This window comes from Mesorhizobium kamtschaticum, from assembly GCF_056174585.1.
Window position 1 is genome coordinate 2,336,963 of sequence record NZ_CM149691.1, and the last position, 22,808, is coordinate 2,359,770.

Sequence of the window (22,808 nt, forward strand, 5' to 3'; positions counted from 1 at the left end):
AGTCATGGCGCTCCAGCTGAGTTCTGATAGCGCGGCCGAGGCCGTCCTGGTCAAGGATACGCATCGCTGGTGCGTACTTGCCTTGCTCTGCCTCGCCGTGGTGCTGTCGTTGACCACCTGGTTTTCAGCTACCGCGATCACGCCCGAGCTGAAGGCGGCGTGGCTTCTCTCGGGCACGATCGAGGCATTGCTGACCAATGGCGTGCAGATCGGCTTCGTTGCCGGCGCGCTGGTCTCGAGCCTCGTCAACCTGCCCGACGTCGTCAGGTTGAACCGGCTGATGGCCGTTTCCGCACTGCTTGCCGCCGCCGCCAACGCCTGTCTGTTGCTGCAGCCCGGACAGGTCGGCATCGTCGCTGCCCGCATCCTCACCGGCGTTGCGTTGGCCGGTGTCTATCCGCCCGCGCTGAAGCTGGTCTCGACCTGGTTCATACGAGGCAGGGGACTGGCGCTCGGCGCCGTCATCGGTGCGCTGACACTGGGTTCGGCGCTGCCGCATCTGTTCCGGGCTCTGACCGGTTCGCTCGACTGGCAATCGGTGGTGCTTGCCGCAAGCGTCGCGACACTCATCGGGTCCACGATATTCTGGTTGTTCGCTGGCGAAGGGCCGCATCCATTCGGCAAGGCGATCTTCGATCCGCGCCAGATAGGCGCAATTTTCGGCGACAGGCCGCTGCTGCTGGTCAATATCGGTTATCTCGGCCACATGTGGGAACTCTATGCGATGTGGGCATGGCTGCTCACCTATGCCCGGGCTGCGCTCGAAGTGCAGGGTCAACCGTCGCCGGCTTTTGCATCACTGCTCACGTTCTGCGCCATCGCGGCGGGTGTCGCCGGCTGCCTGCTTGGCGGCGTGTTGTCCGACCGCTTCGGTCGCAGCCTGACCACGGCAGGAATGATGATCGTGTCCGGCCTCTGTGCGCTGGCCATCGGCTTTGTCTTTGACGGGCCGCTCTGGCTGTTCGTCCTGGTCGCACTGGTCTGGGGCATCTCAGTCATCGGGGATTCCGCGCAGTTCTCGGCGGCGGTGACGGAGCTTGGCGACAGGCGCTTTGTCGGCACGGCGCTGTCCGTCCAACTCGGGCTCGGCTTTGCCCTTACCGTGCTGGTCATCGGGTTGATCCCGCGCGTAGCGGGCTTGCTTGGCGGCTGGCGTTGGGCATTCCTGCTTCTAGTACCTGGACCGTTGATCGGTGCTGCGGCCATGCTTGGCCTGCGGCGACTACCTGCTTCCACGAAGATGGCCGGCGGAAAGCGATAAACCTGATCCCACGAAATCCGTGATGGAGAGGTTGCTGCATCAGGCTCTCCCCGCGCGGAGAGCGGACGTCAAATTGCCATGACGCCTGTTTTGTTGCCTCGATCGGTGAAGTTCACGGGCAGGTTGACGACCACCGGGCGCGCCCTGCCGACTTGCAAGATAGCCTTCCGTTGCCAGCTGGTGATACGCACCGACCATCGTGTTGCGGGCGAGGCCACCTCTTTCTTACCTGCAAACTTGCTCTCACGATGGAGACATCGTGCGAAATCCTCTCGATGTCGTGATTTCCTTGTCGTATCACCGCGGAAGATCTGTCGACGACACCATCGACTTCATGGCTCCGAAGGCATCCGCGACAAGCAAGTGCATGAGATCTGGGGTTCCTGGAGCGAACACGTGCATAGCTGAACGCGCGTCCAACATCCCGCAATCGATGTCATGCGGTATGAGGATACCGGTCATTTCGCTTCGCTGTTCGACTGCTCTGCGATGGCCCTGCCTGGTAGTGGGCGGGATGACTGCTTATAGCGATTTCGTCCCACAAGCAGACAGTCAGCCTCCGTGAAGAGTTTCGGGCGCCGGCAGGCGTACGAAAGTCCCCGAGGAAGGAACCCGCGGGCCACAGGCGATGGTTATGGGGATTTCGATTTTCGGCTGGTGTCGGCGATGGCGCGACCGCCGCTGGGAAGTGGCGGGTTTGATGCGGACGGACCGTTTCGCCTTTCAGTCACGCGGTATTGTCGGCTCGTCGCGCGGCCGGACGCGACCCGTTCGGCGTCGATAATGACCATGGACACGCGTGGGTCCGTTGCCGGAGGCTGAGTGCCTGCGGCTGAAGGCTGGAGCATGCCATGCCGGGTCATGGAGAGTTCTCCCGGTTCGTCGCCGTGGTGTCCGGCGGTCCGCGCGGCTGTCGCCACCGTTCGAACGTCTCGATGATGATCATGCTTCCGCCGCAGCACCGGCATGGCGGACGGAAATCAGTCGGTTCTACCGAGTTGTCGTCCTCCGACGGCGCAACGACGTTCAGCAGTTCGCGGGCGCGTGCGAGGCTGGTCTTGCGAGCGGAGCCGGCGAGCAGGCCGTAGTGCCGGATGCGGTGGAAGCCACGTGGCAGGATGTGGAGCAGGAATCGGCGGATGAACTCGTCGGTGGCGAGCGTCATGACCTGCTGCCGATCGGTGCCGTCACGACGATAGTCCTTGTAGCGGAACGTGACCCCTGCCTCATCGAACCGGATGAGGCGGCGGTTCGAGATCGCAACCCGGTGGGTATAGCGGGACAGATAGGCGAGCACCGCCTCCGGCCCGGCGAACGGCGCCTTGGCGTACACCACCCAGCGCTTCTTGCGGACCGGCGACAGGTGCCGCACGAATGCCTGCCGCGCGGACAGGTGCGCCATCGATCCGAAGAAGGCGAGCCGTCCTGCGTCGTGTAGCGCGACCAGCCGGGTGAGGAAGAGCCGTCGGAACAGCTTGCCGAGTACGCGCACCGGAAGCAGGAAGGCCGACCGAGAAGATATCCAGCGGCTTCCGTCCGGCGCGATGCCGCCGCCCGGCACGATCATGTGCAGGTGCGGATGGTGCGTCATCGCCGATCCCCAGGTGTGGAGCACCGCGGTGATACCGATGCGCCCGCCGAGGTGTCTTGGGTCGGCGGCGATAGTCAGCATCGTCTCCGCTGCCGCCTTGAACAGCAGGTCGTAGACGAGCGCCTTGTTCTGGTACGCGATGTCGGCGACCTCGGCGGGCAGCGTGAACACGACATGGAAGTAGCCGACCGGCAGCAGGTCGGCCTCGCGCTCGGCCAACCATGTCCGTGCCATCGCGCCCTGGCACTTCGGGCAGTGCCGGTTGCGGCAGCTGTTATAGGCGATCCGCCATTGGCCGCAGTCCTCGCAGGCCTCGACATGACCGCCGAGCGCCGCGGTGCGGCAATGCTCGATCGCCGACATCACCTTGAGCTGGGCGAGGCTCAGGTGACCTGCATGGGCGGCCCGGTAAGCGGGTCCGGCAGCACGGAAGATGTCCGTGACCTCGATCGAGGCGCGCACGGCTCAGATGTCGGGCGAGACCTCTCCCGGCTTGAACAGCCCCAGTTTGTCGAGCGGGCTCGTCACGGCACGCACCGTCCGGGTCGCCACCTTCGCGTAAAGGGCGGTGTTGTTGAGCTTGGCATGCCCGAGCAGGACCTGGATGATCCGGATGTCGGTGCCGTCCTCCAGCAGGTGGGTGGCGAAGCTGTGGCGCAGCGTGTGCGGCCCGACCCGCTTGGCGATGTCGGCGGCCTGGGCCGCCTCGACGACTATGCGATAGAGCTGCCGCGTGCTGATCGGCTTCATCGCATGCTGTCCGGGGAACAGCCAGCCGTCGCGGTGCATCACGCCCTGCTGACGTCCGACCTTCCACCACTCCCGCAGAAGCGTGAGCAGGTCCTCCGAGAGCATGGCGTTGCGATAGCGCCCGCCCTTGCCACGCTCGACGCGCAGCAGCATGCGCTCGCTGTCGACGTCGGCAACCTTCAGCATCGACACCTCGGCGACCCGCAGGCCCGCGCCATAGGCGACTGACAATGCGGCCTGGTGCTTGAGACACGTGGTGGCGTTGAGCAGCCGGGCCACCTCGTCGCGGCTGAGCACCACGGGCAGGTTGCGCGGATGCGCCAGCCGGACAAGCCTGCGCGCCAGGTCCGGGCGGTCGAGCGTGTGGGTGAAGAAGAAGCGCAGCGCCGACACGATGCTGTTCATCGTTGGCACGGGAACGCCGTCCTCCTGCTGCTCGATCTGGAACCGGCGCAGGTCGTCGGCGGTAGCGGTGTCTGGTGAGCGCCCGAGGAATGTCGCCAGGCGTCCGATGTCGCGGAGATAGTTGCGCTGCGTCTCGCGTGAGAAGCGCCGCATGTTCATGTCGTCGATCAGCCGCCGGCGCAGCGGGCTGACGGGTCCATCGAGAACGGGGTGCTGCATGGTCAGGCTCCTTGTTGAAGAAGCCCGTCATGCTCTGCCCCCGCCGGACGACGCTCAATGCAGGCGCGACGCCCGGCCTGTGCCCTCTACCTCAATCGCAGGCGCCCTCCCGCGCAGCGGGTTCGTTCCTCGGTCGTTTAATGTTACCTAGTAAGACGGACATTTGACTTACACGGTCAGCATAAATTGTGGGAAGAAAGCACATGTCCCGTAAGCAGTCAGTTGACCTTGGGTCGTATCGAATTCCCCATTACGTCAGCCAAAAATTCGTCAATGGCGTCGACCGTATCTTGTTCGCCACGGCTATCAAAAGCTTTCACTTTGACGTGCTTTCCGATGAGCTCAAGTACTCGCAGTCGGTCACTGAATTTGATTTTAACGACGCGTCCGACCACAATTTTCTTGCCGTTTTCATCACGCTCGAAGACCTCTTGTGTGTCGATAGCCCGGATGAGACCACCGCGCCAAACCAGCGGCCAATCGTGAATGGGCTTAAGCGCTTGATTTGAATCGAAGATGTCGGCCAAATCAGCATCCGCCTGCTCCCTAAGTCGAGCAAGCAGAGCGTCAGAATCGAACTGGACCCGCTCTGCTCGATCAAATTTCAGTTGCTCGATCAAGGAGGGCTACGCCAGCGTGTTTGAGCAGATCACAGCCTTCGACGTCAGCTCGTTTGTTTGAATAGCCTGCTCGGACTGCGGCTTGAGTGGCATTCATATCGACGAGATATTCGTGAGCAAACAGTCGCTGCTTCTCTGTAAGTTTTTTCATAACCTAACTTTTCCCAACTTGTTCATGGCTTGGTTGTCTTCGAACCACCCGCCGGTTTCTCGGGGAGTTCGGCGGAGAACTCTGGCGGCGTCAAACGGTCGTTCATGTCAGGATTGGCGGCCATATCCTCGGTGTTCGGCGCAAATCTATGTTGGGCTAGGATCTGGAGGGCGCGGTCGCGTTCCCACTGGCTCCGCGCGCCCATCGGGCCTGGCGGCACATCTCCACATCTCCGACCCTCCGTTAAAACTCTGAGCTTGTAGCGACGCGGACCAACCAATCTGTCGCACAGGTCGCCTAGCTCCTTCCAAGTCGGCCAGAATTTCCAACGTGTTTCTATCAAGGCCGTTTTCACAACGTCGGCGGGATATCGAGCGAGCCTTGCGATATACGCCTCCATACGAAGAGCTTCGGTACGCAAATCATCAGCGCGTTGCGCAACGATGACCGACAGCTCTGCTAGCCATCCTACGGTTGCCCTACGATCCGCTGGCGACAACCAACCTTGTACATACCTGATCGCGTCAACTAGAGAATGTTCGCTCGCATAAATCGAGTACTCGTATGCGATTTGCGAATCGCTGCAAGTTTTTACCACATGTGGCTGCGGACCACCGATGCTTTTTATAACAATCACATTCAGCACGCGCAGATATTTCCTTATTTCTTCGTCAATCTTTCGCGGACACCAGTCAAAGCGAGAGACATCGAACATTCTCATATCTTCGATGGAGTTCGTCATTCTAATGATCTCGGTCGTAGTCATGTGTATCGAGGTCTCGACAAGGGTTTTGCATGAGATGAGCCAACACCATCGCCTTTGATACGGGGCGGTTGCCAGAATTGTACATAGGCGACGTGAGGTGCTGCGGCTTGTCAGCCCAGCGCTCCTGATTTAGCCAAGTCGCCGGGTTACACCACGCATAACGCTCTGGCTTGTCTCGTACATATCGTTCCAAACCCGCTTTCAAATCCGACATTGGAGCTTTCTCGCGGGCAGAGACGAAAGCAGCGAGAGCTAGTTTTTTGGCGACCTTGTGGGGATAGAGGTCGAACCATTCCTCGAATTCTTGTTTCAGGAGCGAGACTTTGGAGTAGGCTGAACCATCTGGTGCTTTCCCACGCTCTTTTATGTTTACTGACCATTCATTTGATCGATTATCTATATGGGATGCACCATCTGCCGGTGGCTGTTGCACAGATTGCCGGTGGTGTTCGCCTTGTAATTCGGTGGCATTTGCCGCTGGCTCAGCGTTCATGTTGAGCTGGATTTCCTGCCGAAGAATCTTTCCACCGCGACCGCGCTTAAGCGCTGTTTTGATCAGCCCGAGCGTTTCCAAGTCGCGCTTCTTATCCCGTACTGAACGTACGGATAACTCGGTCACCTTCTCCAACTTGAGGTCGGATGGCCAGCAGAACCCAGTGTCATCTGCAAAGCTTGCCATCGCCAGAAGAACTAGTTTTGCGCCAGCGTTGCCGGCTTTGACATTCGCCGCCCACTTTGTGGCTTTCCAACCCATCTTAAAATCTCCGGAGAATAGAGTTTGCGTCTTCCAGGTACGGAAGAAATCCCAGCTTTGTAGCTTTCCGAAACAGCCTCGAGCCACGTCTACGGCGGGAGTTTTCGGCACTCCGCGTAAGCTGATGAGCCTCCCTCAAACATTTGAAGTTCGGTTAGCCGCCAACGGGTGCAGCCAGGGCCAATTTTGACCGGCTTAGGGAAATCTGGGCGAACCGAAGCCCAACGCCAGACGCTGTTTACGGAAATGCGATAGCGCTCCGCGACATCGTGTACGGAATAGAAGATCTCTTGAGGTAGCGACATTGACGGCCCTGCGTTAGCAATGGGCAACTGCCCACGGCCCCGCACGTCATGCGCTGAGGTTTATGTTCAATCGTTCGAATTTGTGAGCTTTTAGGCGCGACAATCGAACTGGGTATATGGAGAGGGGTAGCGGCCGAAGTTGTCTCAGTCAAGACTGTGTATCAGCCCGCACTATGGGGCACAAAAATCGGCCCAGTCCTGCATAAGCTGTCTGCGCTTTTCAAAGAGGTCGCCCCGTCTATAGGCAGCCTCGACCTTGTTCCTTATGGAATGCGCCAATGCCATCTCAGCAACATCGCTCGGATATGCAGTGCGCTCCGCAACCCAATCTCGAAACGATGAACGGAACCCGTGCGGGACTGCTGGAACGCCCATTCGCTTCATGACCGCCGACAACGTCATGTCAGACAAAGACCACCACGAGGCGCCGTGAAGACCAGCTCCGAGCCTAGAAACCTCGGCACGTTCTTTAGCACAGCCATTGCTTGCCGCGACAAGGGGACGCTGTGTTCCTTACCCGTTTTCATTCGTTGAGCCGGAACGGTCCACACTGAATTTTGCAGATCAAACTCATCCCACCTTGCCTCGCGGACCTCGCCTGACCGGGCCGCTGTCAAGATGGCAAATTCAAGCGCTAGTGCTCCCACACCTTCGATCCGCTTCAAAGCCGCCAAGAAATCCGCAACTAGGTCGAACGGAAGGGCTGCATGGTGGCACGCTGCCTAAGCTTTCTCGGCTTGGGCAAGATCGCATCGAGGTTGCCCTTCCATCGGGCAGGGTTCTCTCCAGAACGAAAACCCGACACAGTGGCCCAAGATAAAACACTCTCGATCCGCCCACGTAGCCTCGTCGCTGTCTCGGTTTTCTCCGTCCAAATGGGTTCCATGACTTGGATGATGTGGGCAAGCGTGATGGACCTAATCGGCAAAGATCCAAATACGGGCGAGGCGTAGGTCAGGATCGTGGTCAGTACTTGGGCAGCGTGTTTTTCATTTCGATATTCTGGACGTTTGGATTTGTGCCACCGTCGTGCGGCTTCATCGAAAGTGATTTCGCCTGCCAAGGAAGATCGCAATGCCATCTTCGCGGCTCGCCTCCGCTCGGCCGGATCGGCTCCAGAATCTGCCGTCGCACGCATCGCCCGTGCCTTGTCTCGCGCCTGTGCAAGCGTGACATCCGGATAACCACCAAGGCCAATCTCGCGTCGGCGTTGTGCTATGGAGATCCGGAGTAACCACGATCTGGCGCCAGTTTTCTTGACCTGTAGAGCGAGGCCCGCGACGCCCCCTACCGCATGCAACCCAGGTTTCGACAGTCGCTTGATGTCCAACGCTCCAAGCTCTTTCGCCTTCACCGGCATCGCCTACTCCAAGACCCATCATTGGACCCACCTAAAAAAATGCAACATCATGAGTCCGGGTGCAATGGGATGAGACTCATAGAAATTCTATGTATCTGAATAAAAACGGTATTTTCCTTAGATTGCTACGTCTTGGATCTGCAGCGTGGCGGACGCTCTCTCCGCCAGTTGCCCGAAATCCCTCTATGGCCCGATATTATCGCCGATCACCGAGTACACCTGCGGTATAGGGAACCGCCGTTTCCCCGCGATTGCCCGATACTTGTGTGTATGAAACGAGTTCTGGCGGCTTTCGCACCCTTACAGTCATTCCGCAGTTACCGCAGGAGCGTCTGTTCGTGACAATAGCTGCTGCTTGTGAAGAGCTACCTGGCTAATGCACATTTCGCGCAACGTTTGTGGGATGATGCTATATCATGGCTGCAGTAAGTTTTGCGATTCATGAATGTGGTAGAACGGGAGGGTGATCTCATGGAATATTCGGGCGCCTATCTGCGCGAATCTCTGCCGCCGGAAGACCCGCCTCCGGAACAGGTGCCGCGCGATGTCCTCGATGAGATCGAACGTTGGGCGACTTCATCGGTGGGGATCGAGAATTGGTCTCACGGGCGACCCGCTGGACCTATGCGATTTTCTCGGAACTGGGTCTTGGGCGCTATCGATCCGACCGCTTTTACGACCGGTTCTGGCGGGATGGGCCGTGGATATCCCCGGCGGGGCCGGGACTGGACATGGGCCAGGTTTCGTTCGGTCTCTTCGACCGCAAATCCGAAGAGGCGGGGCTCGGACTCATTATTGACGTTCCGCAATGGAGCGGACCGACCTTTGCAATTGTGGACACTATCACCTTCCCGCGCCTTAATGAGGCGCGTTTCGCGCTCGCGTTCCGCCAATCGGAAGTCGATCTGCACCTCGCCCACCCAAGTGGCGCGACCAGCGCTTGCTGGGCGCAGTGCAAAACCACTTCACTGTGGGGCGTGCTCACCGCCGGACACGCTATCGGGAGCAACAGGCCAGGCCGCGCCGTGCCGATGGCGTCGGGCAATGTCGCGAGTCTGGGGCGTTGCTATTTCCAGCCGGTTGATGCCGCCTTCGTACTAACGCCGGCGCCGGCACATATGCCGGCGCCGCTGCCTGTATTAAGCTTTGCTGCTGTGGGCATGCCGGTGACAATCGCCTGTCAGTCGGGGCAACTGTCGCGTACCGTCGTTGAAGTCCAAAACAATTGCGGGGTGCTCAACACTCGCCAGGTCGGGGTCAGTCTCTATCTCGACCAGCCCGCCACGCGCGGCGATTCCGGCGCGCTCATTCGCGGCGCCAATGGCGATGCCATCGGTCTGTACCGCGGCGCCTTGAATGTGCCGAGCGCCCCCACCGGGACCCGCGGGCTTGCCCAGAATTTCGAGCAGGCGATCTTCGCTCTCGATGTCCTTCCGTACCTTTAGAGGAGCGCTGTAATGACCAAGCTCGCGCCGGATGAATATGAAATCTCAATCTTCGTACCCGAAGGAGACACCACGCCGCCGCTGCCGCCCGATCCGTCGGTCGAGCATCATTCGATGCGCGACTGGGTGCCGGGCCTCGGACGTGTCGCCAGGGTGGGGGCAGCCGAGGTCCAAGAGCAATGGGGTAGGACCGTCGATACGCTCATGAAATTGAGCTCGACCATCGCTGCCCGTTCGAAGGAATGGTCGATTGAGGAGATAGAGGTCGGCCTGACGCTGAGCGCCAAGGGCGAACTCCTGTTCATCGCTGAAGCAGGTGCAGAGGCAAGCATCAAGTTCACACTGAAGCGAAAGGACGTGCAGCCACCCGCGCGTTCATAGCAGCGCCTTTGAAGCGCCCGGTGCCGTCGGAAGGCCGATGATTAAGGTCAAAATGCCCCCTGCGAATGCGCTCGCGCTCTATCAAAAGGCGTTCGGCATAGTTCCGCTGCAACCTGGCCGGCTCGACCGAACGCTTTTCATGTCGGCTTCGCAATCGCGCAAGGGATGGCCAATAGCGAAGTCAGCGTTCACCACTTCGTGTCCTTTCAAGCAATGAAGGGCGCCGGATTCTTGCTATACCGTCTCCTCCTTGAGGGGGGAGACCATGCCGGATATCAGCCGAAGCAAACCCGTGTCATGGACGCCGTTCCGGGTGCTGGCGGCCCTTCTGATCCTGCCCTTCGTCTGGCGGCTCTGCATACCTGGAGGTGAATATGCCACTCGGGGTGTCGTCTGGCTCGACATCCTCATCAATCTGGGGCTGCTTGTCGGTCTCTACGGCGCCCGCAAGACGCTCGTGGGCGCGGCTGCCGACGACGATCGCTGGAAAGTCGGCACGCCGCTCTACTGGGCGATGGTCTCCGGCATAGGTATGCTGCTGATCCGCGTCAGCAGCAGCCATGGCTGGTGGACCGGTCATCTGATGTAGCCCACGGCCTATCAGCGCGGAGGAATAAAAGCGTCCATCTGGAACCTCCCGCGCTGCCGCGCGTTTCACGGCGTCCCGTCCGTGGACCAGCCCGGATATTTCTCATGGCGCTGCGATAATCAGGAGCCGTTTCATGTACGACAAGCTGTTTCATTCGCCGGTGGCGCTGACCGTCGGCCTCGGCTTCAAGCGCGAGATCGCTTCGCTGGCCGAGATGCACGATTTGCTGACCAACTGGACGACGTCGCGCCGTGGTCCGCTCTATCACCATGCCGTCGAGGCGTGTGATCTTGCCTTGGAAGGTTGCATCACCAGGGATGAGGCGCGCCATGCGCTCGTCGACTTCGCGAAAGCCACCGGCATTCTCTGGCCCGAGATCGAGCCGGTGATCGTGGCGCGCGCCGTCGCGCGCGGCTATGGCGGCTACGCCGCCTGATTTTTGCGGCCACCCGCCGTCGTGGTGGCCAATTCGACATCAGCCGCCACAGAAAGCTCGGCCTGGCCCTCACAGCCGGGCTTTCACTTTGCCAAGGGAAGATCGCGTGATGTTTGCCCAGCGCTTTTGGGCAATCACCCTTTCGAAGCTGTGCCCCGGCGTGCAGTCTTGCGCCTCGTCGGATCAGGCTCCTGCGCTGCCTGCGCGGCAAGGCGCAGCTCTCTCAGCCTGGCGGTCTTTGCCTCGCGGGCCGCCCGCTCGGCATCGATCACGATCTGCGATTCACGTTTGGCGCGCTCGTCGCGCTGGGTGTCGACTTTTGCACGGTTCATCTGCTGCTACCTCCATCCCGCAGGCGGCGGCGGTTCGGAACGCCGCCTCTTCCGGCCCCGCATGGTGCAGCGTTGCGGCGAGGGCGGCGATTACAAATGATGGTCGGATGACTTTTGTCATCGATGCCCGGGAGGGCCGTCAGTCGCACCACCCCGAAGAGACGACGAGCGATGCCTCGAAGACATGGCGTCCGCTCTCGTCGCGCACCTTGACGGTAATGGCCGTGCGGTCGTTCTCGATCATCTCGTCGCGGACGATGTCGGGCAGAATGCGGATCGCTTCGCGCCGCAGGCGTTCGCGCGTTTCGAAGACCTGGCCGTCATCATCGACCGTAAGGCCGTCGCCATTGTACAGGTCAAGATAATATCGAGGCATGATGGGCTGGACCTCAGGTTGTTGAAATGGCGTGATATTCAACCGACAATTCGCGGGCCGGGCAGTTGTTCCACCAACGGTGGCATTTGGAACAAGCGGGCCTAACAAATGTTAATGCTCATCAGTGCCCAAAGGCCTTAGTGCATCCGAAGCCGCCTTGCTTCCGATGGAAACACTTGGCGATCGGCTTCTGAAGCCCTTTCGCCGGAGGTTACGGTGCTTGAATCCCTATACCTGAACCTCGGCCAGCACGACGCGCTGTCCGATGCCGAGAAGGCGCTGCTGGCCGGCGCGATGACGTTCGAACGGCATTTCGCCATCGGCCAGGACATTGTCGCGTCGGGATCGCGCCCGACCTATTCGACGCTGATCCTCGATGGGCTGGCGGCGCGCTACAAGGTGCTGGAGAATGGCGGCCGGCAGTTCACCTCGTTGCAGGTGCCCGGCGACTTCGTCGATCTCCATGCCTTCCTGCTGAAGACCATGGATCACGGCATCGTCGCTCTGTCTCCTTGCCATGTCATGTTCGCCGATCACGGTCGGCTTCGCACCATCACCGAGCAGGCGCCGCATCTCACCCGGCTGTTGTGGCTGGACACGCTGGTCGACGGCGCCATCCACCGCGAATGGATCGTCGCCATGGGGCGACGCTCCAAGACCTCGCATCTGGCCCATCTCGTCTGTGAGCTTTTCGTGCGGTTGCAGGTGGTGCAGCGCACCAACGGCATGAGCTTTCATCTGCCGCTCTCGCAAGCAGAGATGGCCGACGTGCTCGGCCTGTCGGTGGTGCACATGAACCGGGTTATCGGCGCCTTGCGCAAGGTCGGCGTCGTCAGCTGGGCAAACCACACGGTGACCATTTTAGACTGGCACCGGCTGCAGGAGATCGCCGAGTTCGATCCGACCTATCTGAGCATGATGCGGGAGCCGCGCTAAAGGTGTATTGATATTCAGTTGAGGCCGGCCTGCAAACTGCGCTTCCGGCCTTCGCCGGCCGAAGCTGCCATGAGTGACGTGGCAGCTAAGGCTACGGCCGGCGTAGGCCGGTGCTCACGGACTTCATGTCCGCTCCGCTCCGGTTCTCGAAACCCACCGTTTTCGGCGCGTCCTGACCTGAATCTCAATACACCTTGGGCCGGTTAATCTTGCAGATTTACGCGGCTTCGGCGGCGACGTTGACAGCGGACTCGGCGATCGTGGTCAGCGCCTGGTCCGTAGCCTTCTCTTCCTTCAGCGTCGCTTCGAGAAGCGTCACGGCTTCGTTCAGGCCGAGTTCACCGGCCCACGTCCGCAGCGTGCCATAGCGCGAGATCTCGTAGTGTTCGACCGCTTGCGCGGCGGCCAGCAGGCCGGCGTCGAGCGCGGGAGATCCCTTGTACTCCTCCATGATCTCGGCACCTTCCTCGGTGATGCCCATGATGGCGGCACAAGTCTTGCCGACCGGCTTCTTGCCGATGACGCCGAAGACCTTCTCCAGCCTCGCGACATGGCCTTCGGTTTCGGTGCGGTGCTTTTCGAAGGCCGCCTTCAGCTCGGCGCTTTGCGCGGCCTTGGCCATTTTCGGCAGCGTCGCCAATATCTTCTTTTCGGCGAAATAGATGTCTTTCAGCGTGTCGTGAAACAGGTCGTCGAGCATTTTCTGTTTTGCCATTGTCATATCCTTTGTTGAGCCCTCAGGTCGACAATCTCGCATTAGGGGATTTGTTCCGCCGGATACGCATCCCGAAAATCTTTATAAAATTCCTATTTCTTTCCACCCTATGGTCCTCTCCATCGCCATGCCGTCGAGGCCTGTGGCCTTGCGCTGGAAGGTTGCATCACCAGGGATGAAGCGCGCCATGCGCTCGTCGAATTCGCGAAAGGCCCCCGGCATTCTGGCCCCGAGATCGAGCCGGTCATCGTGGCGCGCGCCGTCGCGCGCGGCCATGGTGGCTACGCCGCCTGATTGTCCGCAGTGCCCAGCCCTTCACCGACAATGGTCCTGCCGGGTAGCTTCGCCTGTCGAAGGGCTAGTAGTGACCAGCCCGCTGCCGGGACTTGTTTGGGGGGCAGCGGGCTGTTGGGCTTGCACCCAAGAGCAGCGAAAGGGCGGCATTGATGTTCGCTGCTCCGAGACACCTTATGAGACCGGGCCAGGTGCGCGACTTACGGATTCGTAAGGAGGTAGCCCGCGAGGGATTTTGTGCGTGTCGGCGGCCCGCTGCCGCCGGATCAGCGCGGGCAGCGGGCCGCCATTAGCTTCGGCGGGTGGAGGCCCACCGGGCAGCAAAGTGCCGTTCACTGCCGACTGTGATGGTTAGCTGGCATTGCCTAGATCGGCGACTTACTGATTGGTAAGGAAAAGCACTCCTTCTCGAGCGCATAGGTACGCTTGCGCGATCACACCACGAACATGTTGGGTGCTCGCCGCGCGTCGCGCCTGTCCCGCCTATCCGCGATGGCTGAACCGGCCAGCCGAGGGGTCCAGCTACGGCGATCTGCGTCCCGAAAATCTTTATAAAATTCCTATTTCTTTCCACCCCGCGCCGTCTCGAACCTTTATGGCGTTCGGGTCCATATTCTCCAGGGAACACACAGCTCGGTCGCGATAATCTATCGTGACGGAGTGTTTCCATATGATTTCAGCCTGCCGATAGCAGGCGTACAGTACGAAGCGCAAATAAAACGAAGATAAGGAACATGCACGATGGATATCGTCGTTGTCGGGCTGGAGATTTTGTTTTTCGCCCTTTCCGTCGCCTACATCAAAGTCTGCGACATTCTTTAACCCGGAGGATCGCAACATGCTTCTCGACTATATCCTCGGCGGCGGTGTGACCTTGTTCCTGCTCGCCTACCTGACATACGCCCTCGTTCGCCCAGAACGCTTCTGACGGCAACAGCAAGGCACGGAAAGCTACAGCCATGACATTCAACGGATGGATACAGATCCTCGCCTACTGCGTGGTCGTCGTTCTGCTGGTGAAGCCGCTCGGCGGCTACATGTACCGCGTTTTCAACGGCGACCGCACATTTCTCTCGCCGATCCTCGGGCCCGTCGAACGGGCCCTTTATCGCATTGCAGGAACCAGCGAGCGCGAGGAGCAGCACTGGACCGTTTACGCGGCAGGCATCATTTTCTTCAGCCTGGCCAGTTTCCTCGTGCTTTATGTCCTGCAGCGGCTGCAGGGCGTCCTGCCCTACAATCCGGCCGGGATGCCTGCCGTTGAGCAGACCCTTTCCTTCAACACGGCCGTCAGCTTCGTGACCAACACCAACTGGCAGAACTATGGCGGCGAAAGCACGATGTCCTACCTCGTGCAGATGGCCGGCCTGACGGTGCAGAACTTCATGTCAGCGGCGGTCGGCATCGCCATCGCGGTCGCGCTGATCCGCGGCTTCGCCCGCGCCTCGGTCAAGTCGATCGGCAATTTCTGGGTCGATATGACCCGCTGCACGCTCTACATCCTGCTGCCGGCCTGCATCGTGCTCACCCTTGTCTATGTCTGGCTGGGCATGCCGCAGACGCTCGGCCGTATGTCGACGCCACCACGCTCGAAGGTGCCAAGCAGACCATCGCCCTTGGTCCCGTCGCTTCGCAGGTCGCCATCAAGATGCTTGGCACCAATGGCGGCGGCTTCTTCAACGCCAATGCCGCGCATCCTTTCGAAAACCCCGACGCGATCTCGAACTTCATCCAGATGGTCACGATCTTCGCGCTCGGCGCCTCGCTGACCAACGTCTTCGGCCGCATGGTCGGCAACCAGCGCCAGGGCTGGGCGATCCTGGCCACGATGGGTGTCCTGTTCATCGCCGGCGTCACCATCTGCTACTGGGCGGAAGCCGCCGGCAACCCGCTGGTGCACGCGCTGGGCATCGACGGCGGCAACATGGAAGGCAAGGAGACCCGCTTCGGCATCGCCCTGTCGGCACTGTTTGCTGTCATCACCACGGCCGCCTCCTGCGGCGCGGTCAACGCCATGCATGACTCGTTCACCGCGCTCGGCGGCTTCATCCCGATGATCAACATGCAGCTCGGCGAGGTCATCGTCGGCGGTGTCGGCGCCGGCTTCTACGGCATCCTGATGTTCATCGTCGTTGCCGTCTTCGTTGCCGGCCTGATGGTCGGCCGCACGCCCGAATATCTCGGCAAGAAGATCGAGGCCAAGGAGGTCAAGATGGCGATGCTCGCCATCCTCTGCCTGCCGCTGGCGATGCTGACCTTCACAGCCATCGCGGTCGTGCTGCCAAGCGCCGTGGCCTCGATGGCCAATGGCGGTCCGCACGGCTTCTCCGAAGTTCTCTATGCCTACACTTCGGCGGCGGCGAACAACGGCTCGGCCTTTGGCGGCCTTTCCGGCAACACGCCCTGGTACAACATCACGCTCGGCATCACCATGTGGATGGGTCGCTTCTTCGTCATCATCCCGGCGTTGGCCATCGCCGGCTCGCTGGCGACGAAGAAGACGGTGCCCGCCTCCGCCGGTACCTTCCCGACCGACGGTCCGCTGTTCGTCGGCCTGCTGGTCGGCGTCATCCTGATCGTCGTCGGCCTTACCTTCTTCCCGGCGCTGGCGATCGGACCGATCGTCGAACACCTGGCCATGATCCATGGTCAGACCTTCTAAGAGCGCCCCGTCTTGGGTCAAAATCATGTCCTGGTTCAAAAACATTCGTCGCAAGGTTGAGCGTCGGACCGACAGGGAGGGGGGAGCAAATCCCCCCTCCTTTCCCGACCGTGTCCACATTCCTCGGCATTGCGGCAGTCATGATCTTCATCTGGCTGCTGGTCTATGGGCCGCCGCATCTTCCTTCGGCATCCGATCGATCGGTGCCTGCCAACAACATCGATACTGGAGCCAACAAATGAGCCAGTCCAAATCCGCGAGCATCATGGATGCCCGCATCTTGTGGCCCGCCATCGGCGGAGCCTTCAAGAAATTGAACCCGCGCACCCTGATCAAGAACCCGGTAATGTTCGTCGTCGCCGTCGTCTCGGCGCTGACCACCGTTCTGTTCGTCAGGGATCTCATCACCGGTGGCGGTGATTTCAAGTTCACGCTGCAGATCATCATCTGGCTGTGGTTCACCGTGCTGTTCGCCAATTTCGCCGAGGCAGTCGCCGAGGGGCGCGGCAAGGCGCAGGCCGACTCGCTGCGCAAGGCGCGCACCGAGACCCAGGCCAAGCTTCTGGCCGGCGAGGACAGGACCAGGTTCAAGCTGGTGCCCGGCACCAGCCTGAAGGTCGGTGACATCGTCCTCGTCGAGGCCGGCGACATCATCCCGTCGGACGGCGAGGTGATCGAAGGCGTCGCCTCGGTCAACGAAGCCGCGATCACCGGTGAATCGGCCCCCGTCATCCGCGAATCCGGCGGCGACCGTTCGGCGGTCACCGGCGGCACGCAGGTGCTGTCCGACTGGATCCGCTTGCGCATCACGGCCGCCTCCGGCCACACCTTCCTCGACCGCATGATCTCACTGGTCGAAGGTGCCGAACGCCAGAAGACGCCGAACGAGATCGCGCTCAACATCCTGCTGGTCGGCATGACGCTGATCTTCGTGCTGGCTACCGCGACGATCCCGAGCTTTGCCTCCTATTCGGGCGGCTATATCTCGGTGACGGTGCTCGTCGCCCTGTTCGTCACCCTGATCCCGACCACCATCGGCGCGCTGCTGTCGGCGATCGGCATCGCCGGCATGGACCGCCTGGTGCGCTTCAATGTGCTGGCGATGTCCGGCCGTGCCGTCGAGGCGGCCGGCGACGTCGACACGCTGCTGCTCGACAAGACCGGCACGATCACGCTCGGCAACCGCCAGGCGACGGAATTCCGCCCGGTCAAGGGCGTCACCGAACAGGAACTGGCCGACGCGGCGCAGCTCGCCTCGCTCGCCGACGAAACGCCAGAAGGCCGCTCGATCGTCGTCCTGGCCAAGGAGAAATACGGCATCCGCGCCCGTGACATGGCAACACTGCACGCAACCTTCGTTCCCTTCACCGCGCAGACCCGCATGAGCGGCGTCGACGTCGACGGCTCGTCGGTGCGCAAGGGCGCGGTCGATTCCGTGCTTGCCCATGTCAATCAGTCGACGGTTGCTGCCCACGGCACGCGCCCAAGCAGCGAGTCCGTCAGGGATCTCCAGGCGGTCGCCGACGAGATTGCCAAGTCCGGCGGCACGCCGCTGGCGGTCGAGCGCGACGGGCGCCTGCTCGGCGTCGTCCATCTCAAGGACATCGTCAAGGGCGGCATCAGCGAACGCTTCACCGAACTGCGCCGCATGGGCATCCGCACGGTGATGATCACCGGCGACAATCCGTTGACGGCTGCCGCGATCGCGGCGGAAGCCGGCGTCGACGACTTCCTTGCCCAGGCGACGCCCGAGGACAAGCTGAAGCTGATCCGCGACGAACAGGCCAAGGGCAAGCTGGTCGCCATGTGCGGCGACGGCACCAATGATGCGCCGGCTCTTGCCCAGGCCGATGTCGGCGTTGCCATGAACACCGGCACGGTTGCCGCGCGCGAAGCCGGCAACATGATCGATCTCGACAGCGATCCGACCAAGCTCATCGAGATCGTCGAGATCGGCAAGGCTCTGCTGATGACGCGCGGTTCGCTGACGACCTTCTCGATTGCCAACGACGTGGCCAAGTACTTTGCCATCATCCCGGCCATGTTCGCCGTCTTCTACGTCGCGCCGGGGCAGACCACCGGCCCGCTGCAGGCGCTCAACATCATGCATCTGGCGACGCCGCAGAGCGCAATCCTCTCGGCGATCATCTTCAACGCGCTGATCATCATCGCGCTGATCCCGCTGTCGCTGAAAGGCGTCAAGTATCGTGCCATCGGCGCCGGCGCGCTGCTCAGCCGCAACCTGCTGGTCTACGGTCTTGGCGGCATCGTCGTCCCCTTCGTCGGCATCAAGGCGATCGACATGATCGTCACCGCCCTCGGCCTCGCTTAACTCTTTGTTTTAACGCAATTCCGGACGGAAAATCGTTTCACACTTTTCCTGGAATTGCTCTGAGGAACATCTCCATGCTCACCCAGATAAGACCCGCGATCATCATGATCGTCTTCTTCACGGTCCTGACCGGCCTGATCTATCCGATCGGCATGACCGGCATTGCCCAGGCGCTGTTCCCGCGCCAGGCCAATGGCAGCCTGATCGAGAAGGACGGCAAGGTCATCGGCTCCGAACTGATCGGCCAGGGCTTTGCCAGTGACAAGTATTTCCATGGCCGGATTTCGGCGGCCGGCAGCAATGGCTACGACGCCACCGCCTCCGGCGGCACCAATCTCGGCCCGACCAATCCCAAGCTGATCGAGCGCATCAAGGGCGATGCCGACAAGCTGAAGGCGGAGAATCCGAGCCAGCCTGTGCCGATGGATATGGTGACGTCATCGGGCAGCGGCCTCGATCCCCATATCAGCCCTGAGGCCGCTTATTTCCAAGTCCCCCGCGTGGCCAAGGCCAGGGGCATCGACGCAGCCAAGATCAAGGCGCTTGTCGACGGTCAGGTCGAGAGCAGGGAACTCGGCTTCATGGGAGAGCCGGTGGTCAACGTACTGGCTCTCAACCTGGCGCTGGACGCCGCTAAGTAGTTGATGGCGAAGGCCGGGGATCGACAGCATCCCCGGACCTCTCCATGATCGATCCTGATGCCGGACGACCGAAGCAACGAAAACAGACCTTCCCCTGACGCGCTGCTCGAGCATGCCGAGCGGGAGGGACGCGGCCGCCTGCGGATATTCCTTGGCGCGGCACCAGGTGTCGGCAAGACCTACGAAATGCTGATGTCGGGCCGTGCCAGGCTGGCCGACGGCATCGATGTGGTGATCGGCGTCGTCGAGACGCATGGCCGCAAGGAAACCCAGGCCCTGGTCGAGGGTTATGAAATCATTCCCCGCCGCAAGGTCGACTACAAGGGGCGCATGCTCGATGAGATGGATATCGACGCCATCCTTGCCCGGCGCCCCGCGCTGGTTCTCGTCGATGAACTCGCCCACACCAACGCGCCCGGCAGCCGCCACCCCAAGCGCTATCTCGACGTCCAGGAAATCCTGACGCAAGGCATCGATGTCTACACGACGCTCAACGTCCAGCATGTCGAAAGCCTGAACGATGTCGTCGCCCAGATCACCAAGGTCAGGGTTCGCGAGACGGTTCCAGATTCCATCATCGACCAGGCCGACGATGTCGAGATCATCGATCTCACCCCCGACGACCTGATCAAGCGGCTCGAGGAAGGCAAGGTCTACTTCCCCAACACCGCCCAGCGCGCCATCGAAAACTATTTTTCGCCCGGCAATCTGACGGCGCTGAGGGAACTGGCGCTGCGCCGCACCGCGCAGCGCGTCGACGAACAATTGCTCAATCACATGCAGTCCCACGCCATCCAAGGCCCCTGGGCCGCCGGGGAAAGGGTCCTCGTCTGCCTCGACGCGCGCCTGGGCGGTGCGGCCCGCATCCGCTATGCGCGCCGGCTGGCCGACCGGCTGCGTGCCCCGTGGACGGCACTGCATGTCGACAGTCCCCGCTCGGCCAGCATGCCCGAGGAGGACAAGGACCGGCTTGCAAACAATTTGCGCCTCGCCCAACAACTTGGTGCCGAGGTGACGACCATTCCGGGTCAGAACGTGGCGCAAGACATCGTGCGTTATGCGACGGCGAACAATTTCACCCATATCGTGGTCGGCCGGCCAACCCGCTCGCGCTGGCGCGAATTGATCGAGGGATCGCTCACCTATGATCTCATCCGCAATGCCGGCGACATCAGCGTGCATGTCATTTCGGGAAACGAACGCAGTTCCGAGGCGACGTCGAGAAGCGTCAAGTCGGCGGATGAGCAGCGGCAGTTCGAGATCTGGCCCTATCTGAAGGCCACGGCCTTTGTCGCCGGCTCGCTCGCCTTTGCCGTCCTGCTCGATCAATTTCTCGACGTTCGCAACCTCGCGATCATCTTCCTCATCGGGGTGCTGGCGTCGGCGGTGACCGGCGGTCTGTGGCCGGCTCTGTACGCCTGTCTCGCCAGCGCCCTTGCCTTCAACTATTTCTTCCTGGAACCGCGCTACACGCTGACGATCCGGGATCCGGAGAGCATTGTCGCGCTCGGCGTGTTCCTGGTTGTCGCCGTCATTGCCAGCAATCTGACGGTGCGCGTGCAGCGCCAGGCAGTCGCCGCCCGCTCGCGGGCTCGGGCCACGGAGGACATCTACCTCTTTTCAAAGAAGCTCGCCGGCGCCGGCACGCTCGACGACGTGCTGTGGGCCACCGCCTTCCAGATCGCCTCGATGCTGAAGCTGCGCGTGGTGCTGCTCCTGCCCGAAGACGGCACCATCACCGTCAAGGCCGGCTATCCGCCCGACGACACGCTGGCCGAGGCCGACATCGCGGCCGCCCGCTGGGCCTGGGAGCACAATCGCGCCGCGGGGCGCGGCGCCGACACGCTGCCAGGCGCCAAGCGCCTCTATCTTCCGTTGCGGACAGGACGTACGGCAATCGGTGTCGTCGGCCTCGACAATGACAAACAGGGGCCGCTGCTGACGCCGGAACAGCAGCGCCTGCTCGACGCGCTCGCCGACCAGGCAGCGGTGGCGATCGAACGCATCCAGCTGGTCGCCGATGTCGACCGGGCCAAGCTCCTGGCCGAGGCCGATCGGTTGCGCTCGGCGCTGCTGACCTCCATTTCGCATGATCTGAAAACGCCACTCGCCGCCATCATGGGCGCGGCCGGCACACTGCGGGAATTCGCGCCGGCACTTCCCGAAGAGGACCGGGCGGAATTGCTGACGACCGTGCTCGACGAATCCGAGCGGCTGAACCGCTTCATCGCCAATTTGCTCGACATGACCAAGATCGAGTCCGGCGCAATGGAGCCGAACTTCGCTTTCCACTATGTCGGCGACACCGTCGGCTCCGCCCTGCAGAGAGCCAGGAAAATCATCGGCGAGCACAAGACGGAGGTGGATATCCCCTCGGATTTGCCGATGTTGAAAGTCGATCCCGTGCTCTTCGAGCAGGCGCTGTTCAATCTTCTGGACAATGCGGCGAAGTATGCGCCATCAGGCTCGACGATCCGCGTGCAGGGTTGGAGCGACAATGGCTCCGTCATCCTGCAGATCATGGATGAGGGGCCGGGCATTCCCCCCGGTGATCTGGAACGGATTTTCGACACGTTCTACCGGGTGCGCAAGCGTGACCAGGTTCGCGCCGGCACCGGGCTCGGCCTGTCTATCTGCCGCGGCTTCATCGAGGCGATGGGGGGCACGATCACGGCGGCAAACCGAACCGACCGTTCGGGCGCGGTTTTCACCATCAAAATGCCGAAGCCGACGAACCCGCCCGATCTCAGCGCCGCCAATACGGACGACAACGATGTGGATGATTTGGCATGACGAACGCGAATGTCAGGATATTGGTTGTCGATGACGAGCCGCCGATCCGCAAACTGCTTCGCGTCGGCCTCGGCAGCCAGGGCTATGCGGTCAGCGAGGCGCCGAACGCCAAGGCGGCGATCGAATTGATGGACCAGGAAAAGCCGGACCTGGTGCTGCTCGATCTCGGCCTGCCCGGCATGAGTGGCCATGAGCTGCTGCGCAAATGGCGTGACGATGGCCTCGACATTCCCGTCGTCATTCTCTCCAGCCGCACCGACGAGGCCGGCATCGTCCAGGCTCTGGAACTCGGTGCCGACGATTATGTCACCAAGCCGTTCGGCATGAACGAACTGGTGGCGCGTATCCGCGTGGCGCTGCGGCACAAGTTCCAGCAACAGGGCGAAAAGCCTGTATTCCAAAGCGGCGACCTCAGCGTCGATCTGGTCAAGCGCATCGTCAAGGTCGAGGGCAAGGAGATAAAACTCTCGCCAAAGGAATACGACATATTGCGCATCCTGGTGCAGCATGCCGGCAAGGTGCTGACCCACCATTTCATCCTGAAACAGATCTGGGGTGACACGACCGACGTGCAATATCTCAGGGTCTATGTCAGGCAGCTCAGGCAGAAGATCGAGAAGACCCCGACCAGCCGCACCACATCACCACCGAGACCGGTGTCGGCTACCGGCTGCGTGTGGTCGAGTGAGCTGGC

General features: G+C 61.3%; 22 protein-coding genes and 2 pseudogenes. 13 read left to right on the plus strand and 11 right to left on the minus strand.

The features are described from left to right. The first annotated feature begins 4 nt into the window (after window positions 1–4). On the plus strand, window positions 5–1,261 hold the full coding sequence (locus tag AC0V7N_RS11540; protein ID WP_475457514.1) for an MFS transporter: 1,257 nt from the start codon (window positions 5–7) through the stop codon (window positions 1,259–1,261). A gap of 859 nt (window positions 1,262–2,120) precedes the next feature. Here the strand turns inward: AC0V7N_RS11540 and AC0V7N_RS11545 are convergent. The 8 genes from AC0V7N_RS11545 to AC0V7N_RS11580 all read right to left on the minus strand — a co-directional run bounded on the left by AC0V7N_RS11545 (window position 2,121) and on the right by AC0V7N_RS11580 (window position 8,182). Next, on the minus strand, window positions 2,121–3,314 hold the full coding sequence (locus tag AC0V7N_RS11545) for an IS91 family transposase (RefSeq protein WP_496627839.1): 1,194 nt from the start codon (window positions 3,312–3,314) through the stop codon (window positions 2,121–2,123). Between the two features lie 3 nt (window positions 3,315–3,317). Then, window positions 3,318–4,226 (minus strand): tyrosine-type recombinase/integrase, encoded by a 909-nt coding sequence (locus AC0V7N_RS11550; protein WP_475453807.1) that lies wholly within the window; start codon window positions 4,224–4,226, stop codon window positions 3,318–3,320. A 218-nt stretch (window positions 4,227–4,444) separates the two neighbouring features. Continuing rightward, on the minus strand, window positions 4,445–4,846 hold the full coding sequence (locus tag AC0V7N_RS11555) for a terminase small subunit (RefSeq protein WP_475457519.1): 402 nt from the start codon (window positions 4,844–4,846) through the stop codon (window positions 4,445–4,447). Beyond that, on the minus strand, window positions 4,824–4,997 hold the full coding sequence (locus AC0V7N_RS11560) for a terminase small subunit (RefSeq protein WP_475457522.1): 174 nt from the start codon (window positions 4,995–4,997) through the stop codon (window positions 4,824–4,826). The genes AC0V7N_RS11555 and AC0V7N_RS11560 overlap by 23 nt, the downstream gene beginning before the upstream one ends. Before the next feature lie 22 nt (window positions 4,998–5,019). Next, window positions 5,020–5,739: a hypothetical protein gene (locus AC0V7N_RS11565; protein WP_496627840.1), complete on the minus strand. Its 720-nt coding sequence runs from the start codon at window positions 5,737–5,739 to the stop codon at window positions 5,020–5,022. Between the two features lies 1 nt (window position 5,740). Then, window positions 5,741–6,517 (minus strand): LvrA C-terminal domain-related protein, encoded by a 777-nt coding sequence (locus AC0V7N_RS11570; protein WP_496627841.1) that lies wholly within the window; start codon window positions 6,515–6,517, stop codon window positions 5,741–5,743. Between the two features lie 703 nt (window positions 6,518–7,220). Then, a complete protein-coding gene (locus AC0V7N_RS11575; protein WP_496628007.1) occupies window positions 7,221–7,469 on the minus strand; it encodes a tyrosine-type recombinase/integrase in 249 nt (82 codons plus the stop codon). Window positions 7,470–7,507: 38 nt separating this feature from the next. Continuing rightward, window positions 7,508–8,182 (minus strand): phage integrase central domain-containing protein, encoded by a 675-nt coding sequence (locus AC0V7N_RS11580; RefSeq protein WP_496627842.1) that lies wholly within the window; start codon window positions 8,180–8,182, stop codon window positions 7,508–7,510. A 566-nt stretch (window positions 8,183–8,748) separates the two neighbouring features. Between AC0V7N_RS11580 and AC0V7N_RS11585 the strand changes: the two genes are divergently transcribed. The 4 genes from AC0V7N_RS11585 to AC0V7N_RS11600 all read left to right on the plus strand — a co-directional run bounded on the left by AC0V7N_RS11585 (window position 8,749) and on the right by AC0V7N_RS11600 (window position 11,033). Beyond that, a complete protein-coding gene (locus tag AC0V7N_RS11585) occupies window positions 8,749–9,627 on the plus strand; it encodes a hypothetical protein (protein ID WP_496627843.1) in 879 nt (292 codons plus the stop codon). Window positions 9,628–9,639: 12 nt separating this feature from the next. Beyond that, window positions 9,640–10,008 carry a Pepco domain-containing protein gene (locus AC0V7N_RS11590; RefSeq protein ID WP_475457534.1) on the plus strand — a complete coding sequence of 123 codons (369 nt, stop codon included), beginning with the start codon at window positions 9,640–9,642 and terminating at the stop codon, window positions 10,006–10,008. Window positions 10,009–10,273: 265 nt separating this feature from the next. Further along, window positions 10,274–10,597 carry a hypothetical protein gene (locus AC0V7N_RS11595; protein ID WP_475457536.1) on the plus strand — a complete coding sequence of 108 codons (324 nt, stop codon included), beginning with the start codon at window positions 10,274–10,276 and terminating at the stop codon, window positions 10,595–10,597. Between the two features lie 133 nt (window positions 10,598–10,730). Then, complete coding sequence (locus AC0V7N_RS11600; protein WP_475457538.1) at window positions 10,731–11,033, plus strand: DUF982 domain-containing protein; 303 nt, start codon at window positions 10,731–10,733, stop codon at window positions 11,031–11,033. A 134-nt stretch (window positions 11,034–11,167) separates the two neighbouring features. Here the strand turns inward: AC0V7N_RS11600 and AC0V7N_RS11605 are convergent, their stop codons facing one another. Both AC0V7N_RS11605 and AC0V7N_RS11610 read right to left on the minus strand, forming a co-directional pair. Beyond that, window positions 11,168–11,365, minus strand: coding sequence for a hypothetical protein (locus tag AC0V7N_RS11605; protein WP_096450078.1), 198 nt, complete (start codon window positions 11,363–11,365; stop codon window positions 11,168–11,170). A 139-nt stretch (window positions 11,366–11,504) separates the two neighbouring features. Then, window positions 11,505–11,741, minus strand: a complete 237-nt coding sequence (locus AC0V7N_RS11610; protein WP_183463046.1) for a DUF6894 family protein — start codon at window positions 11,739–11,741, stop codon at window positions 11,505–11,507. A gap of 216 nt (window positions 11,742–11,957) precedes the next feature. On the opposite strand from AC0V7N_RS11610, the gene AC0V7N_RS11615 reads away from it, so the two are divergent. Beyond that, complete coding sequence (locus tag AC0V7N_RS11615) at window positions 11,958–12,677, plus strand: Crp/Fnr family transcriptional regulator (protein ID WP_258591351.1); 720 nt, start codon at window positions 11,958–11,960, stop codon at window positions 12,675–12,677. Window positions 12,678–12,894: 217 nt separating this feature from the next. Here AC0V7N_RS11615 and AC0V7N_RS11620 read toward each other — a convergent pair whose 3' ends face one another. Continuing rightward, the gene (locus tag AC0V7N_RS11620) at window positions 12,895–13,392 is read right to left on the minus strand and encodes a YciE/YciF ferroxidase family protein (RefSeq protein ID WP_027043200.1); all 498 of its coding nucleotides are present in this window, start codon (window positions 13,390–13,392) and stop codon (window positions 12,895–12,897) included. Window positions 13,393–13,545: 153 nt separating this feature from the next. Between AC0V7N_RS11620 and AC0V7N_RS11625 the strand changes: the two genes are divergently transcribed. The 7 genes and pseudogenes from AC0V7N_RS11625 to AC0V7N_RS11655 all read left to right on the plus strand — a co-directional run bounded on the left by AC0V7N_RS11625 (window position 13,546) and on the right by AC0V7N_RS11655 (window position 22,802). Then, window positions 13,546–13,686, plus strand: coding sequence for a hypothetical protein (locus AC0V7N_RS11625; RefSeq protein WP_496628008.1), 141 nt, complete (start codon window positions 13,546–13,548; stop codon window positions 13,684–13,686). 838 nt (window positions 13,687–14,524) lie between these two features. Beyond that, window positions 14,525–14,614 (plus strand): K(+)-transporting ATPase subunit F, encoded by a 90-nt coding sequence (gene kdpF, locus AC0V7N_RS11630; RefSeq protein WP_032918612.1) that lies wholly within the window; start codon window positions 14,525–14,527, stop codon window positions 14,612–14,614. A gap of 109 nt (window positions 14,615–14,723) precedes the next feature. Then, window positions 14,724–16,348: pseudogene (gene kdpA / locus AC0V7N_RS11635) on the plus strand (potassium-transporting ATPase subunit KdpA). A gap of 238 nt (window positions 16,349–16,586) precedes the next feature. Beyond that, window positions 16,587–18,680 (plus strand): potassium-transporting ATPase subunit KdpB, encoded by a 2,094-nt coding sequence (gene kdpB, locus AC0V7N_RS11640; protein WP_475457546.1) that lies wholly within the window; start codon window positions 16,587–16,589, stop codon window positions 18,678–18,680. Between the two features lie 74 nt (window positions 18,681–18,754). Continuing rightward, window positions 18,755–19,321 (plus strand): potassium-transporting ATPase subunit KdpC, encoded by a 567-nt coding sequence (gene kdpC / locus AC0V7N_RS11645; protein ID WP_475457548.1) that lies wholly within the window; start codon window positions 18,755–18,757, stop codon window positions 19,319–19,321. A 57-nt stretch (window positions 19,322–19,378) separates the two neighbouring features. Beyond that, window positions 19,379–22,114 (plus strand): DUF4118 domain-containing protein, encoded by a 2,736-nt coding sequence (locus tag AC0V7N_RS11650; protein WP_496627844.1) that lies wholly within the window; start codon window positions 19,379–19,381, stop codon window positions 22,112–22,114. Then, window positions 22,111–22,802: pseudogene (locus tag AC0V7N_RS11655) on the plus strand (response regulator transcription factor). Before AC0V7N_RS11650 ends, AC0V7N_RS11655 begins: the two are co-directional and overlap by 4 nt. The last annotated feature ends 6 nt before the right edge of the window (window positions 22,803–22,808 follow it).

Bases quoted from the DNA above. Each gene is read 5' to 3' on its own strand.
- AC0V7N_RS11540 (WP_475457514.1), top strand. From the start codon at position 5: ATGGCGCTCCAGCTGAGTTCTGATAGCGCGGCCGAGGCCGTCCTGGTC.
- AC0V7N_RS11550 (WP_475453807.1), bottom strand. From the start codon at position 4,226: ATGCAGCACCCCGTTCTCGATGGACCCGTCAGCCCGCTGCGCCGGCGG.
- AC0V7N_RS11560 (WP_475457522.1), bottom strand. From the start codon at position 4,997: ATGAAAAAACTTACAGAGAAGCAGCGACTGTTTGCTCACGAATATCTC.
- AC0V7N_RS11565 (WP_496627840.1), bottom strand. From the start codon at position 5,739: ATGACGAACTCCATCGAAGATATGAGAATGTTCGATGTCTCTCGCTTT.
- AC0V7N_RS11570 (WP_496627841.1), bottom strand. From the start codon at position 6,517: ATGGGTTGGAAAGCCACAAAGTGGGCGGCGAATGTCAAAGCCGGCAAC.
- AC0V7N_RS11580 (WP_496627842.1), bottom strand. From the start codon at position 8,182: ATGCCGGTGAAGGCGAAAGAGCTTGGAGCGTTGGACATCAAGCGACTG.
- AC0V7N_RS11590 (WP_475457534.1), top strand. From the start codon at position 9,640: ATGACCAAGCTCGCGCCGGATGAATATGAAATCTCAATCTTCGTACCC.
- AC0V7N_RS11595 (WP_475457536.1), top strand. From the start codon at position 10,274: ATGCCGGATATCAGCCGAAGCAAACCCGTGTCATGGACGCCGTTCCGG.
- AC0V7N_RS11600 (WP_475457538.1), top strand. From the start codon at position 10,731: ATGTACGACAAGCTGTTTCATTCGCCGGTGGCGCTGACCGTCGGCCTC.
- AC0V7N_RS11605 (WP_096450078.1), bottom strand. From the start codon at position 11,365: ATGAACCGTGCAAAAGTCGACACCCAGCGCGACGAGCGCGCCAAACGT.
- AC0V7N_RS11610 (WP_183463046.1), bottom strand. From the start codon at position 11,741: ATGCCTCGATATTATCTTGACCTGTACAATGGCGACGGCCTTACGGTC.
- AC0V7N_RS11620 (WP_027043200.1), bottom strand. From the start codon at position 13,392: ATGGCAAAACAGAAAATGCTCGACGACCTGTTTCACGACACGCTGAAA.
- kdpF (WP_032918612.1), top strand. From the start codon at position 14,525: ATGCTTCTCGACTATATCCTCGGCGGCGGTGTGACCTTGTTCCTGCTC.
- kdpB (WP_475457546.1), top strand. From the start codon at position 16,587: ATGAGCCAGTCCAAATCCGCGAGCATCATGGATGCCCGCATCTTGTGG.
- kdpC (WP_475457548.1), top strand. From the start codon at position 18,755: ATGCTCACCCAGATAAGACCCGCGATCATCATGATCGTCTTCTTCACG.
- AC0V7N_RS11650 (WP_496627844.1), top strand. From the start codon at position 19,379: ATGCCGGACGACCGAAGCAACGAAAACAGACCTTCCCCTGACGCGCTG.